Genomic DNA, 25,282 nt, shown 5'->3' with positions numbered 1-25,282 from the left:
ATACAGATAAGCCCCGCGCCGGAGTCTTTCCTGCGCTCTTTGACCATTTATTCAGGGACCCGGACATGGAACTGGTTGTAAAAAGCGTTAGCCCGGAAACGTTGAAGACCGCCACCCTGGTGGTCGCCGTCGGTGAAGGCCGCAAACTCGGCAACGTCGCCAAACAACTCGATGAGCTCAGTGGCGGCGCCATCAGCGCGGTGCTCAAGCGCGGCGACCTGGCCGGCAAAGTCGGCCAAAGCCTGCTGCTGCACGGTGTGGCCAACCTCAAAGCCGAGCGCCTGTTGCTGGTGGGCGTGGGCAAGGAAGGGGAACTGAGCGATCGCCCATGGCGCAAAGTCATCAGCGGCGCGCTCGCCACCCTCAAGGGTCTGGGCGGTGGTGACGCCACGCTGGCGCTGGACGAAGTCGTGGTCAACGGTCGCGACAGCTACGGCAAGACCCGCCTGCTGGCGGAAACCCTGGTAGATGGCGGTTACACCTTCGACCGCTACAAGAGCCAGAAAGCCGAGCCCCGCGCACTGAAGAAAATCACCTTGCTGACCCTCAAGGCCGCCCAAGCCGAGGTGGAACGCGCCGTGACCCACGCCCGCGCCATCGCCAAAGGCATGGCCTTCACCCGTGACCTGGGCAACCTGCCACCGAACGTCTGCCACCCAAGCTTCCTCGGCGAGCAAGCCAAGGCACTGGGCAAGGAATTCAAGGGTTTGAAAGTCGAAGTCCTCGACGAGAAAAAGATCAAGGAACTGGGCATGGGCTCGTTCTATGCCGTGGGCCAGGGCAGCGACCAGCCGCCACGCCTGATCGTCATGCACTACAACGGCGGCAAGAAGTCCGAGAAGCCGTTCGCCCTAGTCGGCAAGGGCATCACCTTCGACACCGGCGGCATCAGCCTCAAGCCGGGTGCCGGCATGGACGAAATGAAGTACGACATGGGCGGTGCCGCCAGCGTGTTCGGCACCCTGCGCGCCGTACTTGAACTGCAACTGCCGATCAACCTGGTGTGCATCCTCGCCTGCGCCGAGAACATGCCCAGCGGCGGCGCCTCCCGCCCTGGCGACATCGTCACCACCATGAGCGGCCAGACCGTGGAAATCCTCAATACCGACGCCGAAGGCCGCCTGGTGCTGTGCGACGCCCTGACCTACGCCGAACGCTTCAAGCCTCAGGCGGTGATCGACATTGCCACCCTCACCGGTGCCTGCATCGTCGCCCTGGGCGCCCACACGTCGGGCCTGCTGGGCAACAACGACGAACTGATCGAGCAATTGCTCAGCGCAGGTCGGCAAGCCGACGATCGCGCCTGGCAACTGCCGCTGTTCGACGAGTACCAGGAGCAACTGGACAGCCCGTTCGCCGACATCGCCAACATCGGTGGGCCGAAGGCCGGCACCATCACCGCCGCCTGCTTCCTCTCGCGTTTCACCAAGAACCTGAACTGGGCGCACCTGGACATCGCCGGCACCGCCTGGACCAGCGGCGGCAAGGACAAGGGCGCCACCGGCCGTCCCGTGCCCCTGCTGACCCAATACCTGCTGGACCGCGCCAAAGCCTGAAAATCATGACCGCACGAGGCGTCGCTCAAGGCGGCGCCCCGCGCGTCTCAGGAACCCCAATGACCAAAGTCGACTTCTATATTCTTCCCAGCGCCGACCCTGCGGCACGCCTGGATTTTGCCTGCAAGCTCACCGACAAGGCCTGGCGCATGGGCCACCGCATCTACCTGCACTGCAGCGACACCGCGCAACGGGACGAACTCGATGCCCGCCTGTGGCGCTTCAAAGGTGAAACCTTTATTCCCCATGGCCCGGCGGAAAGCGAACCCGAAGGCCTGATCGTACTGGGCCTGGGCCAGGACCCCGGCGAGCACAACGATCTGCTGGTGAACCTGGACCTGAAAGTACCGGCCTTCGCCCCGCGCTTTGCCCGAATTGCCGAGGTGGTAGTGGAGGACCCGACTATTCGTCAGGCAGCCCGCGAGAGTTTCCGTTTCTATCGCGAACAGGGCTATCCTCTGCAAGATCACCGTTTACAGCGACTCTGAGCACCCGATGGACACTCCCAACCCGCAGCAAAAACCCGCACATCTGCTGGACGACCTCGAGTCGATCCGCCAACTGCTCGGCGATGACAACCTGCAACCACCGCTGCTCACAGAGACCGTAAGCGGTGAAACCGTGAGCGGCGAAGCGCAAATCCCCTTGCTGTTCGACATGGTGGGGAGCGCACAACCCGCGACCGAAGCAGCTCCGGCCTCGCCTGCCAAACCTCAGCCAGCTCCCGCACCAATGCAGGCTGTGGAAGCCAAGCCGGCTCCAGCCCCGACGCCACGCCCTCAACCCGCCCCCACCAGCAACAGCGCCGACGCCTTGCTGCACCTGGACACCGAGCTGCGCGCTGCCGCGCAGTTAATCATGCAAGACGTGATCGACGACTTCGCCCCGCACATCGAGACCGAAATCAAGCGCCGCCTCGACGCCCGCCTGGAACGCCTGCTCGCGGCAGCCACCAGCGGCAAACCATAAGTCACCCGCAAAAGCCGGGCATGGCCATCTTGTCGCTTGCCGCTTGTGGCTTGCTGCTGCCCCCCTCCGCTATACTTCCCGGCTTTTCCTGAATAAATGCCAATAGGGTCCCGCCGCGCATGGATAAGACCTACCAGCCGCACGCCATTGAAACTTCCTGGTACCAGACCTGGGAGTCCGAGAACTACTTCGCCCCGCAAGGCGCGGGCGACTCCTACACCATCATGATCCCGCCGCCGAACGTCACCGGCAGCCTGCACATGGGCCACGGCTTCAACAACGCGATCATGGACGCCCTGATCCGTTTCCGTCGCATGCAGGGTCGCAACACCCTGTGGCAGCCGGGCACCGACCACGCCGGTATCGCCACCCAGATGCTGGTGGAGCGTCAGATCGAAGCCCAGGGCCTGAATCGCCATGATCTGGGCCGGGAAAAGTTCCTCGAAAAAGTCTGGGAGTGGAAGGATCAATCCGGGGGCAACATCAGCCGCCAGATCCGCCGCCTGGGTTCCTCTGTGGACTGGAGCCGCGAGCGCTTCACCATGGACGACGGCCTCTCGGAAGCGGTCAAGGAAGCCTTCGTGCGCCTGCACGAAGATGGCCTGATCTACCGCGGCAAGCGCCTGGTGAACTGGGACACCAAGCTGCACACGGCGATTTCCGATCTGGAAGTGGAAAACCACGACGAGAAAGGCTTCCTGTGGAACCTGAAATATCCACTGGCCGACGGCGCCAAGACCGCTGAAGGCAACGACTACCTGATCGTCGCCACCACTCGCCCGGAAACCATGCTCGGCGACTCCGCCGTGGCGGTGAACCCTGAAGACGAGCGCTACAAGGCGCTGATTGGCAAGTTCGTCGAGCTGCCCCTGGTGGGCCGGCGTATCCCGATCATTGCCGATGACTACTGCGATCCTGAGTTCGGCACCGGCTGCGTGAAGATCACCCCGGCCCACGACTTCAACGACTACGAAGTCGGCAAGCGCCACAACCTGCCGCTGCTCAACATCTTCGACAAGAACGCCGCCGTGCTGCCGGCCTGCCAGGTGTTCAACCTGGACGGCAGCCTCAACGAAACCGTCGACGGCAAGATCCCGGCCGAGTACGTGGGCCTGGACCGCTTCGAAGCGCGCAAACAGATCGTGGCCGCCTTCGACGCCGCCGGCCTGCTGGTCAGCGTCGACGACCATGCCCTGAAAGTGCCAAAAGGCGACCGTTCCGGCACCGTCATCGAGCCGTGGCTCACCGACCAATGGTACGTCTCCACCAAGCCGCTGGCCGAGCCTGCCATCGCGGCGGTGGAAGACGGCCGCATCGCCTTCGTGCCCAAGCAGTACGAGAACATGTACTTCTCCTGGATGCGCGACATCCAGGACTGGTGCATCAGCCGCCAACTGTGGTGGGGCCACCGGATTCCGGCCTGGTACGACGAGTCGGGCAAGGTCTATGTCGGCCGCGATGAAGCCGAAGTCCGCGCCAAGCATAACCTCGGTCCGGACGTTGCCCTGCAGCAGGACAACGACGTACTCGACACCTGGTTCAGCTCGGGCCTGTGGACCTTCTCCACCCTGGGCTGGCCGGAACAGACCGACTTCCTCAAGACCTTCCACCCGACCGACGTGCTGGTCACCGGCTTCGACATCATTTTCTTCTGGGTCGCCCGGATGATCATGCTCACCATGCACCTGGTGAAGAACGAAGACGGCACACCGCAGGTTCCGTTCAAGACCGTGTACGTGCACGGCCTGGTCCGCGACGGCCAGGGCCAGAAGATGTCCAAGTCCAAGGGCAACGTCCTCGACCCGCTGGACATCATCGACGGCATCGACCTCGAAACCCTGGTGCAAAAACGCACCACCGGCCTGATGCAGCCCAAGCTGCAGAAAGCCATCGAGAAGCAGACCCGCGCCGAATTCGCCGACGGCATCGCCAGCTACGGCACCGACGCCCTGCGCTTCACCTTCTGCTCCCTGGCCACCACCGGCCGCGACATCAAGTTCGACATGGGCCGCGTCGAGGGTTACCGCAACTTCTGCAACAAAATCTGGAACGCCGCGCGCTACGTGCTGGACAAGGGCGAAGACTGCGGTCAGAACGGCGAAGCCGTTGAGCTGTCCCTGGCGGACCGCTGGATCATTTCCCAGCTGCAGCGCACAGAAGCCGAAGTCACCCGCCAGCTCGACCAGTTCCGTTTCGACCTGGCCGCCCAGGCCCTGTACGAGTTCATCTGGAACCAGTACTGCGACTGGTACCTGGAGCTGTCCAAGCCGGTGCTGTGGGACGAGAACGCGCCGGTTGAACGCCAGCGCGGCACCCGTCGCACCCTGGTGCGGGTACTGGAAGTGGCCCTGCGCCTGGCCCATCCGTTCATGCCGTTCATCACCGAAGAGATCTGGCAGCGCCTGGCGCCGCTGGCAGGCAGCACGGGCAAGACCATCATGCTGCAACCTTGGCCGGTGGCCGTTGAGGCACGCATCGACCAGGCCGCCGAGGACGACATCGAATGGCTCAAGGGCCTGATGCTCGGTACGCGCAACATTCGCGCGGAAATGAACATCGGCCCGGGCAAGCCCCTGGCCCTGTTCCTGAAGAACGTCAGCGCCGAAGACCAGCGGCGCCTGACCGAGAACGAAGCCTTGCTGAAGAAACTGGCCCGCCTCGAATCCATCACTGTGTTGGCCGCCGGCGACGAAGCACCGCTGTCCGCCACCGCCCTGGTGGGCGAGATGGAAGTGCTGGTGCCGATGGCCGGCCTGATCGACAAGGGCGCCGAACTGGCGCGCCTGGACAAGGAAATCCAGCGCCTGCAAGGCGAAGTGCAGCGCGTGGGCGGCAAGCTGTCCAACGCCGCCTTCGTCGACAAGGCTCCGGCGGAAGTGATCGAGAAGGAACGCGCCAAACTGGCCGAGGCCGAACAGGCCCTGGGCAAGCTGGCGGAACAGCACGCACGGATTTCCAGCCTGTAACGGCGATTCGCGCGATGTGAAAAAGGGAGGCCCATACAGGCCTCCCTTTTTTATACGCCTTGTCTTAGGCGGCGCGGAGGCAGGCATGCATCACTTGTCGCTGGTTGCTTGAAACATACCGCCGCTCCTGTGGGACAATGCCCGCCACTTTGAACCACCCTCGAATCGATCCCCCATGACCGCCCCCAACACTCCCAAGCCTGCGCGCAAAAAACCCAAGCCTGCCTCCCCAGCCAAAGCCGCCATACCCCGGGAAAAGGCCAGCCTGCACCCGCGCAATCGTCACCAGGGGCGCTACGACTTCCCGCAACTGATCAAGAGCACCCCGGAGCTGGGGCAATTCGTGATCCTCAACCCCTACGGCAAGGAAAGCATCGACTTCGCCGACCCGGCAGCCGTGCGGGTGTTCAACCGGGCCCTGCTCAAGACGTTCTACGGCATCGACCACTGGGACATTCCAGCGGACTTTCTCTGTCCGCCAGTCCCTGGACGCGCCGATTATGTGCATTTTCTCGCCGACCTGTTGGCCAGCCACAACCAGGGCGAGATCCCTCGCGGCGCGGCGATCCGAGTGCTGGACATTGGCGTTGGCGCCAACTGCATCTACCCGCTGATCGGTTACAGCGACTACCGCTGGCAGTTCCTCGGTTCAGACATCGACAGCACGGCCCTGGCCGCCGCCAAGGCCATCGTCCAGGCCAACGGCTTGAACAAGGCCGTCAGCCTGCGCCAACAGGGCAATCCCAAGCAGATCCTCAACGGCCTGCTAGAAAGCACTGAGCGCTTCGACCTGACCCTGTGCAACCCACCCTTCCACGCCTCGCTGGAAGAAGCTACTCGCGGCAGCCAGCGCAAGTGGCGTGCCCTGGGCAAGGCCGATCCCAAGCGCAAGCTGCCGGTGCTGAACTTTGGCGGCCAGGCACGGGAACTGTGGTGCGAAGGTGGAGAGATCCGCTTTGTCAGCCAGTTGATCCGCGAAAGCACCAGCGTCGGCCAGCAAGTGCTGTGGTTCAGCACCCTGGTGTCGAAGGCCTCGAACCTGCCGGCCATTGAACACGCGCTGAAAAAAGCCGGGGCGGTGCAAAGCCAGGTGGTGGAAATGTCCCAGGGACAGAAACAGAGCCGCTTCGTCGCCTGGACCTTCAAGGACAAGGCACAGCAACAAGCATGGGTACAGGAGCGCTGGGTAAGAAAGAACTGAGGGAGGGGATTTGGCGACGATTCACCTTGCGTGAATCGGTGTCACACAAACCGTGCCCGAAAGACTTCTGAGCACGGTTTCACTGCAAGTCTTACTTGTTAACAGCGTCGGTCAGGCCTTTAGCCACAACCAGCTTGATAACTTTCTTGGCAGCGATTTCGATGGCAGCGCCAGTCGATGGGTTACGGCCAGTACGGGCAGGACGCTCAGTCACTTTCAGTTTGCCGATACCCGGCAGAGTGATTTCGCCGCCATTTTCCAATTGATCAGCAACGATCTGAGCCAGCTGGTCCAGAGCGTTACGCGCGGTGGTTTTCGGCGCGTCGATAGCTTCAGCGATATCAGCGATCAGTTGGTCTTTAGTAATAGCCATTGTGGTGTTCCTTCCCTATCAAATTCATTTGGATTGCAGAGTGCAGTGTCAGCCATCGAGCCAGATCTTGTGGACCTGGCACCCCGGTTACAACCACGACGGATCGGGGTTATAGATACCGAAATCAGGGTTTGGTTCGACCCGACAAATGCTGAATGCACGCTTAACGCTGAGACATCGCGTAAGACCGGGCAAAACTAGCACAGAGGCGGGGAAATATCCGCTTCTACCTAGCCATTTGGTCAGCTTTATTGCGCTAAATCGGTAAAAAAATGCATAAGCCCTACCGACCAGCCGTTCATCGCCTGGCAAACCGCGCCGAAACCCGTGGGTGCGGTACACTGGGCACTTTTTCGGGGAGCCCGCCCTCCCCCTTCAATCAGCCGAGAAGCCCATGCCGATCCGTCATTGCATCGTCCACCTGATCGACAAAAAACCCGACGGCAGCCCAGCAGTTCTGCACGCCCGTGATTCCGAACTGGCCGAGTCCGCAGCCATCGAAAACATGCTCGCCGACCTCAACGAAAGCTATAACGCCAAGCAAGGCAAAGCCTGGGGCCTGTTCCATCCCGAGTCCGGCGCTTTCCCCTTCAGCGGCTGGCTTAAGGAGTACCTCGATGGTGGCCAGGACTTCACCGCATTCAGCCGGGTGGCGGTGGAGCACCTGCAAAAACTGATGGAGGAATCCAACCTGTCGGTCGGCGGCCACGTGCTGTTCGCCCACTATCAACAAGGCATGACCGACTACCTGGCCATCGCCCTGCTGCACCACAGCGAAGGCGTGGCCGTGACCGACCAGCTGGACGTGACGCCGTCGCGCCACCTGGACCTGGGCCAACTGCACCTGGCGGCGCGAATCAACGTCTCCGAATGGCAGAACAACAAGCAGTCCAAGCAGTACATCTCCTTTATCAAAGGCAAGAACGGCAAGAAGGTGTCGGAGTACTTCCGCGACTTCATCGGCTGCCAGGAAGGCGTCGACGGCCCGGGGGAAACCCGCACCCTGCTCAAGGCCTTCAGCGATTTCGTCGAAAGCGAGGACCTGCCGGAAGACTCGGCCCGGGAAAAGACCAAGACCCTGGTGGACTACGCCAGCAGTCAGGCCAAGCTCGGCGAGCCCATGGGCCTTGAAGAACTGTCCGAACTGATCGACGAAGATCGCCCCAAGGCGTTCTACGATCACATCCGCAACAAGGACTACGGCCTGTCGCCGGAGATTCCCGCGGATAAACGCACCCTCAACCAGTTCCGCCGCTTCACCGGCCGTGCCGAAGGTTTATCCATCAGCTTCGAGGCACACCTGCTGGGCTCGAAGATCGAGTACGACGAAGAAGCCGGCACCCTGATCATCAAGGGCCTGCCCACTCAGTTGACCGACCAGCTCAAGCGCCGCAACTGATGCTCCAGGGGGTATTGAAGAAGTTCTTGCTGATCCTGCTGGTGGTGGTGATCTACCAGCACTGGGGCAAGATCGAGCGGCTGTTCAATCCTTCGGCGGTGGTCAGCCAAGAGATCCGCAACCAGGCCCGGGTGGTGTTGTACGCCACCGACTGGTGCGGCTACTGCAAGGCCACCCGGCGCTTTCTCGATCAGAAGGGCATTCCCTACCGGGAGTTCGACATCGAAAAAGAGGCCGAGGCGCGCAAAGCCTATATCGAGTTGGGCGGTGCCGGGATTCCGATCCTCGATGTCAACGGCACCCTGATCCGCACCTACGACCCCGATGCCATCATGGCGGCGCTGAAACCGCAGTAGGTGCGGGCTGCGTGGCGCTTCGCTGGCCGGCGAAGACGCCATCAAGTCGCTGGCCGACCTTGAAGACGCCTTCGCTGGCAAGCCAGCGTCAACCCACAGCGGGGTGTATCACTGGGCCTGAATGCAGAAACCCATCCGTGGGAAGTGCACATGCACCACCCCGGCCCGCGGATCTTCGCGGCGCAGGATCAGCTCTTCAGTGCCGGCAAACAGCAACTCGCCCAGCACCGGGTCGACTCCGTAGTCGGTAGCGGCAATCGCCACCTGTTGCCCCGCCTCGAAGCCATTGGGGTCAACCAACGACTCATCCGGCAAAGGCGCCGGCGTGGCATTGCGCGACACCTCCAGCGCCTCTTCGGCACTCATCTGGGTGAAGGAGCCGTGACCAAACCCCAGCACTCGGGCCAACCAGGCCGTCACCGCCGGATATTCGTCGACCAATGGCGCCGTCACCGGCGTGCCCTTGAGGAACCACAGTGGGTGAGCCAGGGCGATGTCGGCAATGGATGGTTCGCCGAACAGAAAGTCCCCCGACTCGCGCTGCAACTGTTGCTCCAGGCGCGCCATGATGGTCGGCCATTGATGCTTGGCCTGTTCCAATGGCATGCGAGTGGCACTGCCACCACTGAACAGCCCGGCGCGATCGGCCATGAACGCCTTGACCGCTTCTGGTGGCAGCTTGCTGAAACGCGCAGCCGCGGACTCCGGCTGGAACACCAGGCTCACGGTGTGCTGGAACACCACCGAATCGGCCCAGGTCGCGAAGACCGCGCTGATCATTTCCTGGCCCTCGGGGAACAGCGCCGGCGAAGCTTTTTCCTGCTCCAGGCGGCGGGCGATCAAGGCCGTGTCGCAGTAAATATCGGCGCCGATCTGCAGCACCGGGGTCTTACGATAACCACCGGTCAGGGCGGTCAGATCGGGCTTGGGCATCACCGGGGAAATGTTCACGGAACGCCAGGACAAGCCCTTGAAGCCCAGCAGCAGACGGGCTTTTTCCGCGAAAGGCGAGGTCGGGTAATGGTGAAGGATCAACTCTGACATGCTCGGGGTCCGCTGGAAGAGAGGGAGACTGAGCTTAGCGCGCAATCAGCGAGCAGCCTACAGTTGCAACTCATGAGCCCTTATCAGTCAGCGTGATACCTGAGCCGCAGTCGAAGCCACCAGACATTCCTTGGCACTCTTCTTGAGTTTCTTGATCAATCGCTCCTGGCGCAGCGCCTCGCGTTTGTCCCGGCAACGCTCGGTATAGACCAGGGCGACTGCCGGGCTGGAGAGAAAAAACCGTGCGCCCTTGCCACTCTGATGCTTGGCAAAACGCCGCTGTGGATCGTCACTGATGCCGCAATACAAGGCGCCATTGGCGGCACGCACCAGGTAGACGAACCAGGGTTTGCTGTCCGCCACTGGCGAGGCGACGGCAACGACGGGGAATGAATCGGGGCTGGTCACAGAGGGGATCGTGGCTTGTGGATGACAAGCCGCGATCTTAGCAGAGGAAGGCTTTCAACGACCGTTTTGGAAGGCCTTCAGACCTTTGAGCGCCTGGGCGCGAACGGCATTTCTCAACAGCGGCGTCCAGCCCAGCAACAGGCCCTTGGCGCCCAGCGCTTGGCGAGCCCAGCGCCACATATCGAAATGGTCGTGGTGCTCGCAGATCTTGCCGTCGCGAAACTCGAAGCGCGCCTGAATGTCATTGACCACGGTGTTGCCGGTCTGACTGAACAGATAGGTGGCCACCCAGTGCGCGCTGCCGCTGTCCGCATCGGCACGCACCTGATCGAAGGTCAGGGAAAAATCCTTGGCCCGCGTGGTGAGCATGCGCCACATGTCGCCGGCGTCGCGGCCGCGTAGCTCGCCGAAGGCCGGATCACTGAACAGCACATCCTCGGTGTAGCAGGCACTCATGGCTTCGGCATCCAGCCGTTGGAAGGCTTGATAAAACTCAGTGATCAGGGCGTGGTGGGCATCGCTCATGGACAGACTCCGCAAGGGCAAGGGAATGCCAGCACAATAATCCCCAGGCCTTAGGAAGACTATCGGCATTTGCCGGACAAATATCGACAGCGAAGCCCGTCAGATTCTCTCGCTTTGCACCTGTACATACAACGAACGACCAGCGCCCAGCCCGGCGATGATCGCCCCACTGCCCAACACAGCGAAGATCCAGCCCACGGCGTTCCAGCCGCCGGTCCAGTCATGCACCAGCCCCACCGCAAACGGCCCCATGGACGCCAGAGTGTAGCCGATGCCCTGGGCCATGCTCGACAGGTTGGCCGCCACATGGGTGTCCCGAGAGCGCAGCACGATCAGGGTCAGGGCCAGGCTGAACGTGCCGCCCTGCCCCAGGCCCAGCAGAATGGCCCAGCCCCACAAGCCGTCCAGCGGCGCATACAGGCAACCGAACAGGCCACCCAGGGTCATCAGCATGACCATCACGATGGCCAGGCGCTGGTCCTTGCCCCGGGTTGCCAGCCAGGGCGCCGCCAGGGAGCTGGCCAGTTGCACGATCACCGATCCCGAGAGCACCAGTCCGGCCTGGGTCGGACTCAGCCCGCGGCCGATCAGGATCGATGGCAGCCAGCCAAACACGATGTAGGCCAGGGAGGACTGCAGGCCCATGTACAGGGTCACCTGCCAGGCCAGGCGATCACGCAGCAACCCGCGCACCCGGAAAGCGACATGGTGGGCGCCGTGTTTCTGACCCACCTGAGGCAACCAGAACAGCGCCGCCACTAACGCTGGCACCGCCCAGAAGCCCAGGCCCATGGCCCAACGATCGTCAAAGTGATGGCTCAAGGGCACCGTGGCGCCTGCTGCCATGGCCGCCCCCAGGCACAAGGCCATGGTGTAGACCCCGGTCATGGTGCCTGCATGGCGGGCAAAATCGCGCTTGACAATGCCCGGCAGCAGCACCCCGATCACCCCGATGCTGGCCCCTGCCAGGAGGCTCCCAGCAAAGACACCGAACTCACCGAGCGAGCTGCGTAGGACAATGCCCAGGGCCAGAGTCAGGAGAATCCCCAGCACCACCCGTTCAGCGCCGAAACGCCGGGCCAGCAGCGGTGCCAAAGGCGCGAACAACCCCAGGCACAACACCGGCAAGGTGGTCAGTAACCCCGCCTTGGCCGCCGACAACCCCAGGCTCCGGGATACATCATCGAGCAACGGCGCCATGCTCGACAGCGCCGGACGCAGGTTCAGCGCCACCAGGATCAGCCCCAGCAGCAACAGCCAGGGCCGGCGCACCGCGGGTGGGGCCTGCTCAAGCTCCTCGTCATTGGCCTCGGCGTCGATCAGCAGTTCTTCGAGCTCGGCAGGACGCCGAGGAGCAGACGGGGTATTCGGGGGTACCTGGTGGTTGGACATAAAGGTCTCGGATTCAGGATTCGTTGATCAACTGGCGGGAGAGGTTCTTGGCCCGCTCGGGGTCGCCCTGTTCGATGGCATCCAGCAGGTGCTGATGGAGATCGAAGACGTCCTGGCGACGCGGAGCCTGGGTCAAGGTCTGGCGCAACTGCGCGCCCACCACGCTGGAAAAATAGCGGTACAGCTGGCTGAGGGTCGGGTTGTGGGCGGCATCCACCAGGCGCTGGTGAAAGACCAGGTCGCAGGCGATGTAGCTTTCCAGGTCGCCATGAAAATGCCCGCTGCTGGCCTGCAAGGCTTGGTTCAGGGCCAGCAGGTCCTCGCCGCTGCGGCGCAGGGCCGCCAGGCCGACCGCCTCCACTTCAAGGATCTGCCGGGTTTCCCGGGCCTGCTCCAGGGAGCACTGGGACAGCGCCTGGAGCATGTCCAGGGGGTCGGCCACGGCTCGCAGGTAGCTGCCATCGCCCTGGCGAATCTCGATCAACCCAGAGAACGCCAGCACGCGCATGGCTTCACGTACGGTGTTGCGGCTGATGCCCAGCTCACTGGCCAGCTCCGGCTCGGTAGGCAGACGCTGGCCGACGGCCCAGGCGCCCTTGGTAATGCGCAGGCGCAACTGCTCCAGGGCCTGGTCGACCAGGGAACGTTTGATCAGGGGGGAAATTTCGCTCATTGAACTCACTCTTTCATCCAATCATCGGATGAATTGTCCGACATGGTATTCAGGCTTTTCAGAGAGTTCAACGATTTAGGCTGGAGTAGGCACTTTCGCCATTGCAAACAGGTCTTGATAAAAATAAACCCGGAGCCAGTCCGGGTTTATCGTCAGCGCCAGCCGTGCATCAGGATCAATGCAGGATCTGGCTCAGGAACAGCTTGGTGCGATCGCTTTGTGGATTGTCGAAGAAGTCGTTAGGCGCCGCCTGTTCGACGATCTCGCCCTTGTCCATGAAGATCACCCGGTTGGCGACAGTACGGGCAAAGCCCATTTCATGAGTCACGCAGAGCATGGTCATACCGTCTTCGGCCAGGCCGATCATGGTGTCCAACACTTCCTTGACCATTTCCGGGTCCAGGGCCGAGGTGGGTTCGTCGAACAGCATGATCTTGGGCTTCATGCACAGTGCCCGGGCAATCGCCACGCGCTGCTGCTGACCACCGGAGAGTTGGCCGGGGTACTTGTTGGCCTGCTCTGGAATCCGCACCCGCTCCAGGTAGTGCATGGCAATTTCCTCGGCCTTGCGCTTGGGCATCTTGCGCACCCACATCGGCGCCAGGGTGCAGTTCTGCAAGATGGTCAGGTGCGGAAACAGGTTGAAGTGCTGGAACACCATGCCCACTTCCCGGCGAATGGCCTCAATCTGCTTGAGGTCATTGGTCAGTTCCACGCCGTCCACCACAATGCGCCCTTGCTGATGCTCTTCCAGGCGATTGAGGCAACGGATGGTGGTGGATTTTCCAGACCCCGAAGGCCCGCACAGAACGATGCGTTCGCCCTGTGTGACGTTAAGGTTGATGTCCTTCAACACGTGGAACTGGCCGTACCACTTGTTCACACCCTGCATCTGAATAATGCCTTCAGGGCTCACAGGCTTTTTGTTCGCTTCACTCATGGAGGTACTCCTAACGCTTGTGGCCTGTGTCCAACTTACGCTCCAGGTGCATGGAGTAGCGGGACATACCAAAACAGAAAATCCAGAACACCAGGGCCGCGAAGACATAACCTTCGGTGGCCATGCCCAGCCATTTGGGGTCGGCGGCAGCTTGCTTGACGCTGTTGAGCAGGTCGAACAGACCGATGATGATCACCAGGCTGGTGTCCTTGAACAGGGCGATGAAGGTGTTGACGATGCCGGGAATCACCATCTTCAGTGCCTGTGGCAGAATCACCAGGCCCATGGCACGCCAGTAACCCAATCCCATGGCGGCCGCAGCTTCGTATTGCCCCTTGGGAATGGCTTGCAGCCCCCCGCGCACCACCTCGGCCACATAGGCCGACTGAAACAGAATCACCCCGATCAGCGCCCGCAGTAGCTTGTCGAAGTTCATGCCTTCGGGCAGAAACAACGGCAGCATCACCGACGACATGAACAACACCGTGATCAATGGCACGCCGCGCCAGAACTCGATGAAGGTCACGCACACCACGCGAATCGCAGGCATGTCAGAACGCCGCCCCAACGCGAGCAGAATGCCCAAGGGCAACGCCCCGGCAATGCCCACAGTGGCAATCACCAGGGTCAGCATCAAGCCGCCCCATTGACTGGTGGCGACATTGGCCAGGCCCAGGTAACCGCCGTGCAACAAGGTGTAGGCGACGATGGGGTAGCCCACCAGGAAGCACAGCCCGTAGATCGCCTTGCGCGGGAAGCGCGAGATGAACAGCGGCGCCACACCAATCACTGCCAGCCACACGGTCAGGTCCACTCGCCAGCGCATCCCCATCGGGTAATAGCCGTACATGAACTGCCCGAAACGCTGCTGGATGAACACCCAGCACGCGCCATCCTTGGTGCAATCGGCCCGTGTGGTGCCGACCCAGTTGGCGTCGAAGATCGCCCAATGCAGGAGCGGTGGTACCACCAGGTAGATCAGGTAGAAGGCAAACAGGGTCAACAGGGTGTTGAGCCCGTTGGAAAACATGTTGGCGCGCATCCACGCCAGCACCCCGATGCTCCTGTTGGGCGGCGGCATATCGGGTTTGAAAGTATGAGTTGTCATGGGCGCCTCCTCACCGCTCGATCAGCGCAATGCGCTTGTTGTACCAGTTCATCAGCAAGGAAATGCTGATGCTGATCGCCAGGTACACGCTCATGGTGATGGCAATGACTTCGATCGCCTGGCCGGTCTGGTTGAGTACCGTACCGGCAAACAGCGAAACCATTTCCGGGTAACCGATACCAGCCGCCAGGGACGAGTTCTTCGCCAGGTTCAGGTATTGGCTGGTCAACGGTGGAATGATCACCCGCAAGGCCTGAGGAATGATCACCTTGCGCAAGGTCGGACCATTGCGCAGCCCCAGAGAGCGCGCCGCCTCAGTCTGGCCGTGGCTCACCGACTTGATCCCGGAACGCACGATCTCGGCGATGAACGCCGCGGTATAGACGGTCAGGGCCAAGGTCAACGCCAGCAGCTCGGGAATCAGCACCCAACCGCCGACGAAGTTGAAGCCTTGCAGTTTTGGCAGTTCCCAATACACGGGTGAACCGAAGATCAGCGTACACAGGGCTGGAATCACCAGCAGCAACGCCAGGCCGCTCCAGAACTTGTGGAATGGCACCCCGGTGGCTTCAAAACGCTTGTTGGCCCAACGGCACATCAGCACGATGGCGACGATGGCCACGACCAGACTGACCACGAAAGCCCAGAACCCTGGAGCCATATTCGCCCCCGGCATGTTCAGGCCCCGACTGCTGACGAAGAAACTGTCACCCAGATTATAGCTGTTGCGCGGACCCGGCATGGTCAGGAACACCGCGAAGTACCAGAACAGAATCTGCAGCAACGGCGGAATGTTGCGGAATACTTCCACATACACCGTCGCCAGTTTGTTGATGATCCAGTTCTGCGACAGCCGCGCCACACCGATGATGAAGCCAAGCACGGTCGCCAGAATCACCCCGATAAAGGTCACCAGCAGCGTGTTGAGCAGGCCGATCACGAACACCCGGGCATAACTGTCCGACTCGGTGTAGGCAATCAAATGTTGAGCGATGCCGAAACCGGCGCTGCGCTCAAGAAAGTCGAAACCGGAGGTAATACCCCGGTGCTGGAGGTTGGTTTGCGTGTTGTTGAACAGAAACCAGCCCAGCGAAACCACCGCCACAAGGGTGATGATCTGGAATAACCACGCGCGCACACGTGGATCGCTGAGACTCAGTCTCTGCTTGGGTGCGCCGATTGATTTTTGCATGAAGTGCCCCAGAAATAATGGAACAGAACATCACCCGGCAGTTGGCCCACCGGGTGATAGAACCATCAGCGCACGGGTGGTGCGTATTGGATGCCGCCGTTGTTCCACAGCGCGTTCAGGCCGCGGTCAATGGCCAGTGGCGTGTCCTTGCCGAGGTTTTTCTCGAACACTTCACCGTAGTTACCTACTTGCTTGACGATCTGTACTACCCAGTCCTTCGGCAGCTTCAGGTCTTTGCCGTATTCACCGTCCGCGCCCAGCAGACGTGCAACATCAGGGTTCTTGGTGGACTTGGCTTGCGCTTCGACGTTTTTCGAAGTGATACCGGCCTCTTCGGCATTGATCATCGCGAACAGGGTCCACTTGACGATGCTGAACCAATCTTCATCGCCTTTACGCACCACAGGGCCCAGAGGCTCTTTGGAGATGGTTTCCGGCAGCACGATATAGTCGTTCGGCGAAGCCAGCTTGCTGCGCTGTGCGTACAGCTGGGATTTATCGGAGGTCAGCACGTCACAACGACCGGACTCCAGCGATTTAGCGCTTTCATCGGACGTATCAAAAGTGATCGGGGTGTATTTCAGACCGTTGCCGCGGAAGTAGTCCGACACGTTCAGCTCAGTAGTAGTACCGGCTTGAATACAGATGGTCGCACCGTCCAGTTCTTTGGCGCTTTTCACACCCAGCTTTTTGTTCACCAGAAAGCCAACACCGTCATAGTAAGTGACGCCGGTGAATACCAGGCCCATGCCCGCATCGCGGGAGCTGGTCCAAGTGGTGTTGCGCGACAGCACGTCGATTTCGCCAGATTGCAGCGCGGTGAAGCGCTCCTTGGCATTCAACTGACTGAATTTGACCTTGGTCGCATCGCCGAAGACTGCAGCTGCCACAGCACGACATACGTCGGCGTCGATGCCGAGGATCTTGCCGGTGGCGTCCGGTACCGAGAAGCCCGGCAGGCCATCACTGACGCCGCACTGTACGAAACCTTTCTTCTGTACCGCATCCAGGGTGGCCCCTGCCTGCGCGAACCCGCTCATACCCAGAACCGTGGCAGCCGTCACGACGGCCAGGGTGGATTTCAGCATCTTCATTCAAACCTCCAGTTTTGCTCTTGTTGTGTCGGAGCTTGAGTCTTGCCGCACCCTTATGAGGCGCTGTTGACCCGTGTCGGCTTTTTATAGGGTCAAGCGGCGTAAGACCTTCGCTATGAGTCTAGTAGGAGAAATCCACATGTAGGGGGACCTACGTCTCACCAATCGGCCGAACGGGCTTTAGCCCTTTGCAGTTCGCAGCGCCCGTAACGGCCATTAGCGAACATTCATCAGAGGAGGTGGCTATCCCATCGCCCGCGGTAGCCTGTTAGTGTTACCGCCAGCAGAGAGGGCTATCACTTAAACGCCTCTTCCTGTTCAAAAGCAAAGCCCGTACCAAAACTTCGGCTAAAGCGTTTCAGCCAAAGGTCAATAGCCAAACATTCAACCTTGCGACATCTTTTTCACAGATCAACCCGGCGCGCCCCTCCATCACGCACTCAATAGGCGCGCATGCACACAATTGGAGCAGCCATGACCGAGCCCTTGATTATTCAGCCCAGCAAGCCCGCGGACGCCTGCGTGATCTGGCTTCACGGCCTGGGAGCGGACCGCTACGATTTTCTGCCGGTCGCCGAGATGCTGCAGGAAACACTTCTGAGTACCCGCTTCGTCATGCCCCAGGCACCGACCCGCGCGGTGACCGTCAATGGCGGTTATGCCATGCCCAGCTGGTACGACATTCTGGCCATGACCCCGGCTCGCGCGATCAATCGCGAGCAGCTTGAGGAATCATCTGAAGAGGTCATCAGACTAATCGAGGAGCAGCGCACCAGCGGAATAGACGCATCGCGAATTTTCCTCGCCGGTTTTTCCCAAGGCGGCGCGGTGGTACTGCACACCGCCTTCCTCAAATGGCAGGGTCCGCTCGGTGGCGTACTTGCCCTCTCCACCTACGCCCCAACCTTCACCGATGAACTGCAACTTTCCGCCAGTCAGCAGCGGATTCCGGTGCTGTCGCTGCACGGTCAATACGATGAGGTGGTGCAGAACGCCATGGGGCGCACGGCGTATGAGTACCTCAAGCAGCATGGTGTCACCGTGACATGGCAGGAATACCCAATGGAACATGAGGTGTTACCAGAAGAAATCCGCGACATCGCCAATTGGCTGAGCGAACGTCTGCGCTAGAAAAGCCGCCGCCCCCCATCCTACGAGCAACAGACTACGCCGCGCCCGTTTCTTGCATTACACTGGCCGGCGTACATTCCTTAACCAATTGATGAGATGACCGTGCTCAAAGCACTCAAGAAAATCTTCGGTAAAAGCGAGGCTGAGCCGCTCGCGCCAAGCCCCAGCGCCCCTTCCCCCAGTTCCAGCAGCCGCAATGACGGCCGTCAGCCGGAACGGAGCGCACCCGCTACCGCAGCTAAAAAAGAACCGGTGAACACACCGGCCGCTCCTTCTGCTCGCAAAACGCCGCGCCAAGAGAAGCCCAAGGCCGAGCCCCCCAAACCTGAGCAACCGCGCCGCCCACGAACGCCAAAACCTGCGGTCAGCACCTGGAAACTCGACAACTTCGTGGTCGAACCCCAGGAAGGCAAGACCCGCTTCCACGACTTCAAGCTGGCACCGGAACTGATGCACGCCATCCAGGACCTGGGCTTTCCTTATTGCACACCGATCCAGGCCCAGGTCCTGGGCTTCACCCTGGCGGGCAAGGACGCCATCGGCCGGGCCCAGACCGGCACCGGCAAGACCGCCGCGTTCCTGATCTCGATCATCACCCAGTTGCTGCAGACCCCACCGCCCAAAGAGCGCTACATGGGCGAGCCACGGGCGCTGATCATTGCCCCGACCCGGGAGTTGGTGGTGCAGATCGCCAAGGACGCCGCGGCCCTGACCAAGTACACCGGCCTCAACGTCATGACCTTCGTCGGTGGCATGGACTTCGACAAACAGCTCAAGCACCTGGAAGCTCGCCATTGCGACATCCTGGTGGCCACCCCGGGCCGTCTGCTGGACTTCAACCAGCGCGGCGACGTGCACCTGGACATGGTCGAAGTGATGGTGCTGGACGAAGCCGACCGCATGCTCGACATGGGCTTCATCCCGCAAGTGCGGCAGATCATTCGCCAGACCCCACCCAAGAGCGAGCGCCAGACCCTGCTGTTCTCCGCCACCTTCACCGATGACGTGATGAACCTGGCCAAGCAATGGACCACCGATCCGGCGATTGTCGAGATCGAGGCCGAGAACGTCGCCAGCGCAAACGTCGAACAGCACATTTATGCCGTGGCCGGGGCCGACAAGTACAAGCTGCTGTACAACCTGGTCACCGACAACGGCTGGGAACGGGTCATGGTCTTCGCCAACCGCAAGGATGAAGTGCGGCGCATCGAAGAACGCCTGGTGCGCGATGGGGTGAACGCCGCCCAACTGTCCGGCGACGTGCCCCAGCACAAGCGGATCAAGACCCTGGAAGGTTTCCGCGAAGGCAAGATCCGGGTGCTGGTGGCCACCGACGTGGCCGGCCGCGGCATTCACATCGACGGCATCAGCCACGTGATCAACTTCACCCTGCCGGAAGTGCCGGACGACTACGTGCACCGCATCGGCCGTACCGGGCGTGCCGGGGCCGACGGCGTGTCCATCAGCTTCGCCGGCGAGGACGACTCCTACCAACTGCCATCGATCGAAGCCCTGCTGGGGCGCAAGATCAGCTGCGAGATGCCACCTGCCGAGCTGTTGCGCCCGGTAGAGCGCAAACGTCCGCAAGCCTGATAACCGGCGCACCGGAAAAACGCAGCCCATCATCGGCTGCGTTTTTTTTCGCCTGGATATTGCCCGCCAAAACTAAAAGTCCATAATAGACAAATTAGTTTAATTTGATGGGAGCTCTTGCATGTCCAGCACGCCCTACCTGATTGCCCGGCCCGAAGCCCGCCAGTTGCTCGCGCAAATCGACGTCCCGCAGATTCTGCGCAAACTGTTCCGCGACCTGGCCGCCGGGCTCGCCGTGCAACCGGCGCAGCAATTGGTGGAGTTCCCCCAGGGCGCCGGCGACTTCATCAACTACCTCGGGGTGCTGGCTGAAGATCGGGTGTACGGGATCAAGACTTCGCCCTACATCGTTCGCGCCGAAGGCCCGCTGGTCACCGCCTGGACCCTGCTGATGTCCATGGACAGCGGCCAGCCGCTACTGCTGTGCGACGCCGCTGAACTGACCACCGCGCGCACCGCCGCCACCACGGCGGTCGCCGTCGAGGCACTGGCGACGCCCGAGGCCCGACACCTGGCAATCATCGGCAGCGGCGCGGTGGCCCAGGCTCACCTGCACTACGTGAAAGACCTGCGCCCCTGGCAGAGCATCCGCCTCTTTTCCCCAAGCCTGGCCCGCAAGTCCGCTGAGGAGCTTGCGCGGCTCAAGGCCCTCGATCCGCGCCTGCAAATCGTCCCACGGTTTGAAGAGGCTGTCGAAGATGCCGAGGTGATCATGCTTTGCACCTCGTCCGCCGGACCGGTCATCGACCCACGCACCCTCAACCAGCCGGCGCTGATCACCTCCATCAGCACCAATGCGCCACAGGCCCATGAAATACCGCCCGCAGCGCTGCACGACATGCAGGTCTATTGTGACTACCGGCGTACCACCCCGGGCTCGGCCGGCGAGATGCTGATTGCCAGTGAACAGCACAACTGGGACAGCACGGCGATTCTCGGCGACCTGCCGGAACTGCTGAGCAACCAGGCTCAACGCCCCAACGCCGAGCGCCATGTGTTCTTCCGCTCCATCGGCCTGGGCCTGGAAGACATCGCCCTGGCCAATGCCCTGTACCACTTGCAACACCAGCCATAAGCACCCGTTACCTGCATCTTTTCCGGAGTTATCCATGACCCAGGCAGACTTCATCATCATCGGCGGCGGTATCGCCGGGGCCTCCACCGGTTACTGGCTGTCGCGCCATGGCCGGGTCATCGTGCTGGAACGCGAATCCCATCCGGCCTATCACTCCACCGGCCGCTCCGCCGCGCTCTACACCGCCGCCTATGGCACTGCCCAGGTGCGTGCCCTCACCCTGGCCAGCCGGGACTTTTTCGACCATCCGCCGGAGGGCTTCTGCGACCACCCGCTGCTGACGCCACGGGGCGAAATGACCGTGGACTTCAACGGTGACCCGGCCGAACTGAACAATCAGTACCTCAGCGCCAAGGCCACGGTGCCGGAGATGCAACTGCTCAGTGCCGACCAAGCCTGCGCCCGCCTGCCGATCCTGCGCCGGGAAAAGGTCCACGGTGCCCTCTACGACCCCAGTGCCTGCGACATCGACACCGATGCCCTGCACCAGGGCTACCTGCGCGGCATCCGCCGCCATCAGGGCCAGGTCTACACCGACCATGAAGTGCTGGGGCTGCAGCGTGATGAACAAGGGCTGTGGCAGGTCCAAACCAGCGGCCAGACCTTCAGCGCACCGCTGCTGATCAACGCCGCCGGAGCCTGGGCCGATCAGATCGGCGCCATGGCCGGCGCCCGCCGCCTGGGCCTGCAACCCAAGCGCCGCGCGGCGTTTATTTTCGCCAGCCCGGAAGGGGTCGATATTCACCAGTGGCCGATGCTGGTGAGCCTGGACGAATCCTTCTACATGAAACCCGACGCCGGCATGTTCCTCGGCTCGCCGGCCAACGCCGACCCGGTGGAGCCTCACGATGTGCAGCCCGAGGAGCTGGACATTGCCCTGGGCATCTACCAGATCGAAGAAGTCACCACCTTGAGCATTCGTCGTCCGACCCGGACCTGGGCCGGCCTGCGCAGCTTTGTCAGCGACGGCGATCTGCTGGCCGGCTTCGATCTACAGGTGCCCGGGCTGTTCTGGGTCGCCGGCCAAGGCGGTTACGGCATCCAGACCTCACCCGCGATGGGCCAGGCCAGCGCTGCCTTGGTGCGGGGCGAGCCGTTGCCGGAACAACTGACCCGCTTCGGCCTGGAGTCCGCCATGCTGTCCCCTGCCCGCCTCGGCTGAACCGGCCCTCAAGGTGACGTGCCCGAGCGATTGCGGCACACTCCCAGCGCCCGCCAATGACGGGCGCCGATGCCGCTTGGAGTACAACCCATGACCTCACCCGCAAAGGACCCTGCCCTGGACAATTTCCGGGCGATTGCCGATGCCATTGCCACGCTGTTCTTCCCTCACGCCGAGGTGGTGCTCCACGACCTGCGCACGCAGAAGATCGACTACATCGCCAACAACCTGTCCAAGCGCGAAGTGGGCGACGATGCGGCCCTGGAAGACCTGCTCAGCGGCGACAGCGCTGAACGCAATATCGGCCCCTATGAAAAGCTCAACTGGGACGGTCAGAAGATCCGCAGCCTCAGCAGTGTGCTGCGCGACAGCCAGGGCCAGCCCATGGCCGTGCTGTGCATCAACCTGAACATCTCGCTGCTGGAAAACGCCAAGGCGGCGCTGGACCTGTTTCTCTCACCCAGCCAACTGATTCCCCAGCCCGATTCACTGTTTCGCGACGACTGGCAGGAACGCATCAACACCTTCCTGCACAACTGGCTGCGCGAGCGCCAACTGGGGCTGAACCTGCTGACCCGCGACCACAAGCGCGAACTGGTACTGGCGCTGCACGCCGAGGGTGCCTTCAAGGGCAAGAGCGCCTCCAACTATGTGGCCAACGTGCTGAACATGGGCCGGGCGACGGTGTACAAGCACCTGAAGGAATTGAAAGGACAGTAAAGGTTCGCGAGCAAGCTCGCCCCTACACGGAATAGCCTATTCCTGCAGGAGCGAGCTCGCTCGCGAAAGCGCCCTCAAGCACGGCGCAATCTCTCAATCGCCATAAATATCCGACTTGAAGTACTTGGCCTGGATCTTCTGATATTCACCCTTGGCGCGAATCTCATCGATGGCCTTGTTCAACTCGCCCACCAGCTCACTGTTGCCCTTGCGCACCGCGATCCCCGCGCCCTCGCCGACGTACTTCGGATCCTTCAACTCGGGCCCGACAAAGGCGTAGTCGGCGCCCCGTGGCATCGACAGGAAATCCTCCAGGGGAATGGTGTCGGCGAAGATCGCGTCCAGGCGCCCGGCCGCCAGGTCCATGTAGATCTCTTCGTTGTTGCTGTAGCGCACCACCTTGATGCCCTTGGGCTCGAAGACTTCGGTAGCAAAGCGGTCGGTGGTGGTGGAACGCTGCACGCCCACGGTCTTGCCCTTGAGGCTGGCGTACTGGTCATCCACCACCGCGCCCTTCTTCATCACCAGGCGCGACGAGGTAAAGTAGTACTTGTGGGTGAAATCCACCGATTTGCGGCGTTCCGCGGTGATGGTCATGGAGGACAGCGCGGCGTCGATCTTCTTCACTTTGAGCGAAGGAATCAGGCCGTCGAACTCGCCCTCGATCCACTCGCACTTGACCTGCATCTGCGCGCACAAGGCATTGCCGATGTCGTAGTCGAAGCCACCAATCTTGCCGTCGGCGGTCTTGAAGGCGAACGGCGGATACGCCGCCTCGATGCCCAGGCGCAAGGTTTTCTCGGCAGCCATCAGGCTGCTGCACGCCAACAAGCTCAAGGCCAGGCCACTGATGAGGGGGAATTTTTTCATGTTCGTTCTCTCGCGGGTTGTTGTTGGTTTGGCAAGACAGAAAGAAAGGGTGAAACGGGAGACGCTGTATTTGTACTTGTAAATCCATACTGGACTTTTACGTACACATCGTCAACGGCGCGCGCAGCGACTTTTCCCCACCGGTCAGCGGGAACAGTCGCAGTCGATTGCAGGTGGGATTGCGGCGGGATCCGGCCCCGCCGGCAGGCTTCAGGGGATCAGTCTTTCCAGCGCGCGGCCGCCGCGTGATCACTGTCGCGGCCTTCTACCCAGCGCGGGCCGTCGGCGGTGTTTTCCTTTTTCCAGAACGGCGCGCGAGTCTTCAGATAATCCATGACAAAGGCGCAGGCATCGAAGGCCGCCTGGCGATGGGCACTGGCCGCGCCGACAAAGACGATGGGCTCGCCCGGCTCCAGGGCGCCGATGCGGTGCAGCACCTCCAACTGCAACAATGGCCAGCGCTGCTCGGCTTCAGCCACGATCTTGCCCAGGGCCTTTTCGGTCATGCCCGGGTAGTGCTCCAGGAACATGCCGTGCACGTCCTGGCCGTCATTGAAGTCGCGCACGTAACCGACAAAACTGACCACCGCGCCCACCCCGGTATCGGCGGCGTGCATGGCGTTGACTTCGGCGCCGGGATCGAAGGCCGCGGATTGCACACGGATCGCCATCTCAGCCTCCGGTCACGGTGGGGAAGAACGCCACTTCATCGCCGTCCGCCAGGAGTTCGTCCAACTGGCATAGCTCTTCGTTGCGGGCGCACATCAGGTTCTGTTCGGCCAATACGCTGGCGCCCTCGCGGGACAGCAGCGCCTGGCGCACATCGTCGACACAGGCAAAGTCGCCCTCGACAAGCACGCCATCGAGCCCCAGGGCCTCACGGTAGCGGGCAAAGAACTTCACCGAGATCCTCATGCGTCAGCCACCCGGTAATCGCCGCTCTTGCCGCCGGATTTCTCCAGCACCCGCACACCCTCGATGGTCATGCCGCGATCCACAGCCTTGCACATGTCATAGATCGTCAGCGCAGCGACGCTAGCGGCGGTCAGCGCCTCCATTTCCACCCCGGTCTGCCCGGACAACTTGCAACGCGCCACGATACGCACGCAGTCCTCGCCTTCGGCACTGAGCTCGACCTTGACGCTGGTCAGCATCAACGGATGGCACAGGGGAATCAGGTCACTGGTTTTCTTCGCCGCCTGGATTCCGGCGATCCGCGCCACGGCGAACACATCGCCCTTGGGGTGACCGCCACTGACGATCATCTGCAACGTTTGCGCAAGCATGCGCACCCGCGCTTCGGCGACCGCCTCACGAAAAGTCACGGCCTTGTCGGTGACGTCGACCATATTGGCGCGCCCTTGGGAATCGAGATGAGTCAGCACGGGGTTACTCCTGATCAGGTGGGCCGATTGTAAACCTACGGGTCAGTTTTTCGCATCCTCGCCCCCGGTTTCCCGCAGGGAAACATTATCGCCGACGATCCTCACACCCACGGCCTGGGGCAAAACAAGAGGAACAATCAGCGTGGCGAA

26 protein-coding genes are annotated in these 25,282 nt (G+C 61.7%); 12 read left to right on the top strand and 14 right to left on the bottom strand.

Annotated elements, in window-relative coordinates:
- Positions 1-65 precede the first annotated feature (65 nt).
- From PLD_RS20560 to rlmF, 5 genes are all read left to right on the top strand, one after another.
- Positions 66-1,556, top strand: a complete 1,491-nt coding sequence (locus tag PLD_RS20560) for a leucyl aminopeptidase (protein ID WP_159895931.1) — start codon at positions 66-68, stop codon at positions 1,554-1,556.
- 59 nt (positions 1,557-1,615) lie between these two features.
- Positions 1,616-2,044 carry a DNA polymerase III subunit chi gene (locus PLD_RS20555; protein WP_159895929.1) on the top strand — a complete coding sequence of 143 codons (429 nt, stop codon included), beginning with the start codon at positions 1,616-1,618 and terminating at the stop codon, positions 2,042-2,044.
- Positions 2,045-2,051: 7 nt separating this feature from the next.
- On the top strand, positions 2,052-2,525 hold the full coding sequence (locus PLD_RS20550) for a DNA polymerase III subunit chi (RefSeq protein ID WP_159895928.1): 474 nt from the start codon (positions 2,052-2,054) through the stop codon (positions 2,523-2,525).
- 119 nt (positions 2,526-2,644) lie between these two features.
- Complete coding sequence (locus PLD_RS20545) at positions 2,645-5,491, top strand: valine--tRNA ligase (protein WP_159895927.1); 2,847 nt, start codon at positions 2,645-2,647, stop codon at positions 5,489-5,491.
- 175 nt (positions 5,492-5,666) lie between these two features.
- A complete protein-coding gene (gene rlmF / locus PLD_RS20540; RefSeq protein ID WP_159895926.1) occupies positions 5,667-6,692 on the top strand; it encodes a 23S rRNA (adenine(1618)-N(6))-methyltransferase RlmF in 1,026 nt (341 codons plus the stop codon).
- Positions 6,693-6,783: 91 nt separating this feature from the next.
- On the opposite strand, the gene PLD_RS20535 is transcribed toward rlmF, so the two are convergent.
- Positions 6,784-7,065, bottom strand: coding sequence for an HU family DNA-binding protein (locus tag PLD_RS20535; RefSeq protein WP_003440137.1), 282 nt, complete (start codon positions 7,063-7,065; stop codon positions 6,784-6,786).
- Between the two features lie 394 nt (positions 7,066-7,459).
- Here PLD_RS20535 and yejK point away from each other — a divergent pair, with 394 nt between their 5' ends.
- Both yejK and PLD_RS20525 read left to right on the top strand, forming a co-directional pair.
- Positions 7,460-8,464 carry a nucleoid-associated protein YejK gene (gene yejK / locus PLD_RS20530; protein WP_159895925.1) on the top strand — a complete coding sequence of 335 codons (1,005 nt, stop codon included), beginning with the start codon at positions 7,460-7,462 and terminating at the stop codon, positions 8,462-8,464.
- On the top strand, positions 8,464-8,820 hold the full coding sequence (locus PLD_RS20525) for a glutaredoxin family protein (RefSeq protein WP_159895924.1): 357 nt from the start codon (positions 8,464-8,466) through the stop codon (positions 8,818-8,820). The genes yejK and PLD_RS20525 overlap by 1 nt, the downstream gene beginning before the upstream one ends.
- A gap of 108 nt (positions 8,821-8,928) precedes the next feature.
- On the opposite strand, the gene PLD_RS20520 is transcribed toward PLD_RS20525, so the two are convergent.
- The 9 genes from PLD_RS20520 to PLD_RS20480 form a co-directional block, all read right to left on the bottom strand.
- Complete coding sequence (locus PLD_RS20520; protein ID WP_159895923.1) at positions 8,929-9,864, bottom strand: glutathione S-transferase family protein; 936 nt, start codon at positions 9,862-9,864, stop codon at positions 8,929-8,931.
- An 87-nt stretch (positions 9,865-9,951) separates the two neighbouring features.
- A complete protein-coding gene (locus PLD_RS20515) occupies positions 9,952-10,272 on the bottom strand; it encodes a GIY-YIG nuclease family protein (RefSeq protein WP_159895922.1) in 321 nt (106 codons plus the stop codon).
- 54 nt (positions 10,273-10,326) lie between these two features.
- Positions 10,327-10,797 (bottom strand): nuclear transport factor 2 family protein, encoded by a 471-nt coding sequence (locus PLD_RS20510; protein WP_159895921.1) that lies wholly within the window; start codon positions 10,795-10,797, stop codon positions 10,327-10,329.
- Between the two features lie 99 nt (positions 10,798-10,896).
- The gene (locus PLD_RS20505; protein WP_159895920.1) at positions 10,897-12,189 is read right to left on the bottom strand and encodes a CynX/NimT family MFS transporter; all 1,293 of its coding nucleotides are present in this window, start codon (positions 12,187-12,189) and stop codon (positions 10,897-10,899) included.
- A 13-nt stretch (positions 12,190-12,202) separates the two neighbouring features.
- Entirely contained in the window at positions 12,203-12,862 is a 660-nt protein-coding gene (locus PLD_RS20500; RefSeq protein WP_159895919.1) for a FadR/GntR family transcriptional regulator, read from the bottom strand.
- 175 nt (positions 12,863-13,037) lie between these two features.
- Positions 13,038-13,802, bottom strand: a complete 765-nt coding sequence (locus tag PLD_RS20495) for an amino acid ABC transporter ATP-binding protein (protein WP_159895918.1) — start codon at positions 13,800-13,802, stop codon at positions 13,038-13,040.
- 10 nt (positions 13,803-13,812) lie between these two features.
- On the bottom strand, positions 13,813-14,910 hold the full coding sequence (locus PLD_RS20490; protein WP_159895917.1) for an amino acid ABC transporter permease: 1,098 nt from the start codon (positions 14,908-14,910) through the stop codon (positions 13,813-13,815).
- A 10-nt stretch (positions 14,911-14,920) separates the two neighbouring features.
- Complete coding sequence (locus tag PLD_RS20485) at positions 14,921-16,102, bottom strand: amino acid ABC transporter permease (RefSeq protein WP_159895916.1); 1,182 nt, start codon at positions 16,100-16,102, stop codon at positions 14,921-14,923.
- A gap of 65 nt (positions 16,103-16,167) precedes the next feature.
- The gene (locus PLD_RS20480; RefSeq protein WP_159895915.1) at positions 16,168-17,196 is read right to left on the bottom strand and encodes an amino acid ABC transporter substrate-binding protein; all 1,029 of its coding nucleotides are present in this window, start codon (positions 17,194-17,196) and stop codon (positions 16,168-16,170) included.
- Positions 17,197-17,670: 474 nt separating this feature from the next.
- Here PLD_RS20480 and PLD_RS20475 point away from each other — a divergent pair, with 474 nt between their 5' ends.
- From PLD_RS20475 to PLD_RS20455, 5 genes are all read left to right on the top strand, one after another.
- Positions 17,671-18,327, top strand: a complete 657-nt coding sequence (locus PLD_RS20475) for an alpha/beta hydrolase (protein WP_159895914.1) — start codon at positions 17,671-17,673, stop codon at positions 18,325-18,327.
- A gap of 96 nt (positions 18,328-18,423) precedes the next feature.
- Complete coding sequence (gene rhlB, locus PLD_RS20470) at positions 18,424-19,920, top strand: ATP-dependent RNA helicase RhlB (protein WP_159895913.1); 1,497 nt, start codon at positions 18,424-18,426, stop codon at positions 19,918-19,920.
- Positions 19,921-20,041: 121 nt separating this feature from the next.
- On the top strand, positions 20,042-20,995 hold the full coding sequence (locus PLD_RS20465; protein WP_159895912.1) for an ornithine cyclodeaminase family protein: 954 nt from the start codon (positions 20,042-20,044) through the stop codon (positions 20,993-20,995).
- A gap of 34 nt (positions 20,996-21,029) precedes the next feature.
- Positions 21,030-22,157 carry an FAD-binding oxidoreductase gene (locus PLD_RS20460; RefSeq protein ID WP_159895911.1) on the top strand — a complete coding sequence of 376 codons (1,128 nt, stop codon included), beginning with the start codon at positions 21,030-21,032 and terminating at the stop codon, positions 22,155-22,157.
- A 90-nt stretch (positions 22,158-22,247) separates the two neighbouring features.
- The gene (locus PLD_RS20455; protein ID WP_159895909.1) at positions 22,248-22,877 is read left to right on the top strand and encodes a transcriptional regulator; all 630 of its coding nucleotides are present in this window, start codon (positions 22,248-22,250) and stop codon (positions 22,875-22,877) included.
- A 93-nt stretch (positions 22,878-22,970) separates the two neighbouring features.
- Here PLD_RS20455 and PLD_RS20450 read toward each other — a convergent pair whose 3' ends face one another.
- The 4 genes from PLD_RS20450 to moaC all read right to left on the bottom strand — a co-directional run bounded on the left by PLD_RS20450 (position 22,971) and on the right by moaC (position 25,132).
- Entirely contained in the window at positions 22,971-23,747 is a 777-nt protein-coding gene (locus PLD_RS20450) for an ABC transporter substrate-binding protein (RefSeq protein WP_159895907.1), read from the bottom strand.
- 218 nt (positions 23,748-23,965) lie between these two features.
- Positions 23,966-24,418 carry a molybdopterin synthase catalytic subunit MoaE gene (gene moaE / locus PLD_RS20445; protein ID WP_159895905.1) on the bottom strand — a complete coding sequence of 151 codons (453 nt, stop codon included), beginning with the start codon at positions 24,416-24,418 and terminating at the stop codon, positions 23,966-23,968.
- Between the two features lies 1 nt (position 24,419).
- The gene (locus tag PLD_RS20440; protein ID WP_159895903.1) at positions 24,420-24,662 is read right to left on the bottom strand and encodes a MoaD/ThiS family protein; all 243 of its coding nucleotides are present in this window, start codon (positions 24,660-24,662) and stop codon (positions 24,420-24,422) included.
- Positions 24,659-25,132 (bottom strand): cyclic pyranopterin monophosphate synthase MoaC, encoded by a 474-nt coding sequence (gene moaC, locus PLD_RS20435; RefSeq protein WP_159895901.1) that lies wholly within the window; start codon positions 25,130-25,132, stop codon positions 24,659-24,661. The genes PLD_RS20440 and moaC overlap by 4 nt, the downstream gene beginning before the upstream one ends.
- Positions 25,133-25,282 lie beyond the last annotated feature (150 nt).

It is taken from the genome of Pseudomonas sp. LD120 (assembly GCF_009861525.1).
Classification (GTDB): Bacteria; Pseudomonadota; Gammaproteobacteria; order Pseudomonadales; family Pseudomonadaceae; genus Aquipseudomonas.
The sequence above is the reverse complement of the archived record's forward strand: the minus strand, read 5'-3'. Positions and strand labels throughout refer to the sequence as shown.

Excerpts from the sequence above, each read along its gene's own strand:
- PLD_RS20560 (WP_159895931.1), top strand. The coding sequence starts at position 66 with ATGGAACTGGTTGTAAAAAGCGTTAGCCCGGAAACGTTGAAGACCGCC.
- PLD_RS20555 (WP_159895929.1), top strand. The coding sequence starts at position 1,616 with ATGACCAAAGTCGACTTCTATATTCTTCCCAGCGCCGACCCTGCGGCA.
- PLD_RS20550 (WP_159895928.1), top strand. The coding sequence starts at position 2,052 with ATGGACACTCCCAACCCGCAGCAAAAACCCGCACATCTGCTGGACGAC.
- PLD_RS20545 (WP_159895927.1), top strand. The coding sequence starts at position 2,645 with ATGGATAAGACCTACCAGCCGCACGCCATTGAAACTTCCTGGTACCAG.
- rlmF (WP_159895926.1), top strand. The coding sequence starts at position 5,667 with ATGACCGCCCCCAACACTCCCAAGCCTGCGCGCAAAAAACCCAAGCCT.
- PLD_RS20535 (WP_003440137.1), bottom strand. The coding sequence starts at position 7,065 with ATGGCTATTACTAAAGACCAACTGATCGCTGATATCGCTGAAGCTATC.
- yejK (WP_159895925.1), top strand. The coding sequence starts at position 7,460 with ATGCCGATCCGTCATTGCATCGTCCACCTGATCGACAAAAAACCCGAC.
- PLD_RS20525 (WP_159895924.1), top strand. The coding sequence starts at position 8,464 with ATGCTCCAGGGGGTATTGAAGAAGTTCTTGCTGATCCTGCTGGTGGTG.
- PLD_RS20520 (WP_159895923.1), bottom strand. The coding sequence starts at position 9,864 with ATGTCAGAGTTGATCCTTCACCATTACCCGACCTCGCCTTTCGCGGAA.
- PLD_RS20510 (WP_159895921.1), bottom strand. The coding sequence starts at position 10,797 with ATGAGCGATGCCCACCACGCCCTGATCACTGAGTTTTATCAAGCCTTC.
- PLD_RS20505 (WP_159895920.1), bottom strand. The coding sequence starts at position 12,189 with ATGTCCAACCACCAGGTACCCCCGAATACCCCGTCTGCTCCTCGGCGT.
- PLD_RS20500 (WP_159895919.1), bottom strand. The coding sequence starts at position 12,862 with ATGAGCGAAATTTCCCCCCTGATCAAACGTTCCCTGGTCGACCAGGCC.
- PLD_RS20495 (WP_159895918.1), bottom strand. The coding sequence starts at position 13,802 with ATGAGTGAAGCGAACAAAAAGCCTGTGAGCCCTGAAGGCATTATTCAG.
- PLD_RS20490 (WP_159895917.1), bottom strand. The coding sequence starts at position 14,910 with ATGACAACTCATACTTTCAAACCCGATATGCCGCCGCCCAACAGGAGC.
- PLD_RS20485 (WP_159895916.1), bottom strand. The coding sequence starts at position 16,102 with ATGCAAAAATCAATCGGCGCACCCAAGCAGAGACTGAGTCTCAGCGAT.
- PLD_RS20480 (WP_159895915.1), bottom strand. The coding sequence starts at position 17,196 with ATGAAGATGCTGAAATCCACCCTGGCCGTCGTGACGGCTGCCACGGTT.
- PLD_RS20475 (WP_159895914.1), top strand. The coding sequence starts at position 17,671 with ATGACCGAGCCCTTGATTATTCAGCCCAGCAAGCCCGCGGACGCCTGC.
- rhlB (WP_159895913.1), top strand. The coding sequence starts at position 18,424 with ATGACCGTGCTCAAAGCACTCAAGAAAATCTTCGGTAAAAGCGAGGCT.
- PLD_RS20465 (WP_159895912.1), top strand. The coding sequence starts at position 20,042 with ATGTCCAGCACGCCCTACCTGATTGCCCGGCCCGAAGCCCGCCAGTTG.
- PLD_RS20460 (WP_159895911.1), top strand. The coding sequence starts at position 21,030 with ATGACCCAGGCAGACTTCATCATCATCGGCGGCGGTATCGCCGGGGCC.
- PLD_RS20455 (WP_159895909.1), top strand. The coding sequence starts at position 22,248 with ATGACCTCACCCGCAAAGGACCCTGCCCTGGACAATTTCCGGGCGATT.
- PLD_RS20450 (WP_159895907.1), bottom strand. The coding sequence starts at position 23,747 with ATGAAAAAATTCCCCCTCATCAGTGGCCTGGCCTTGAGCTTGTTGGCG.
- moaE (WP_159895905.1), bottom strand. The coding sequence starts at position 24,418 with ATGGCGATCCGTGTGCAATCCGCGGCCTTCGATCCCGGCGCCGAAGTC.
- PLD_RS20440 (WP_159895903.1), bottom strand. The coding sequence starts at position 24,662 with ATGAGGATCTCGGTGAAGTTCTTTGCCCGCTACCGTGAGGCCCTGGGG.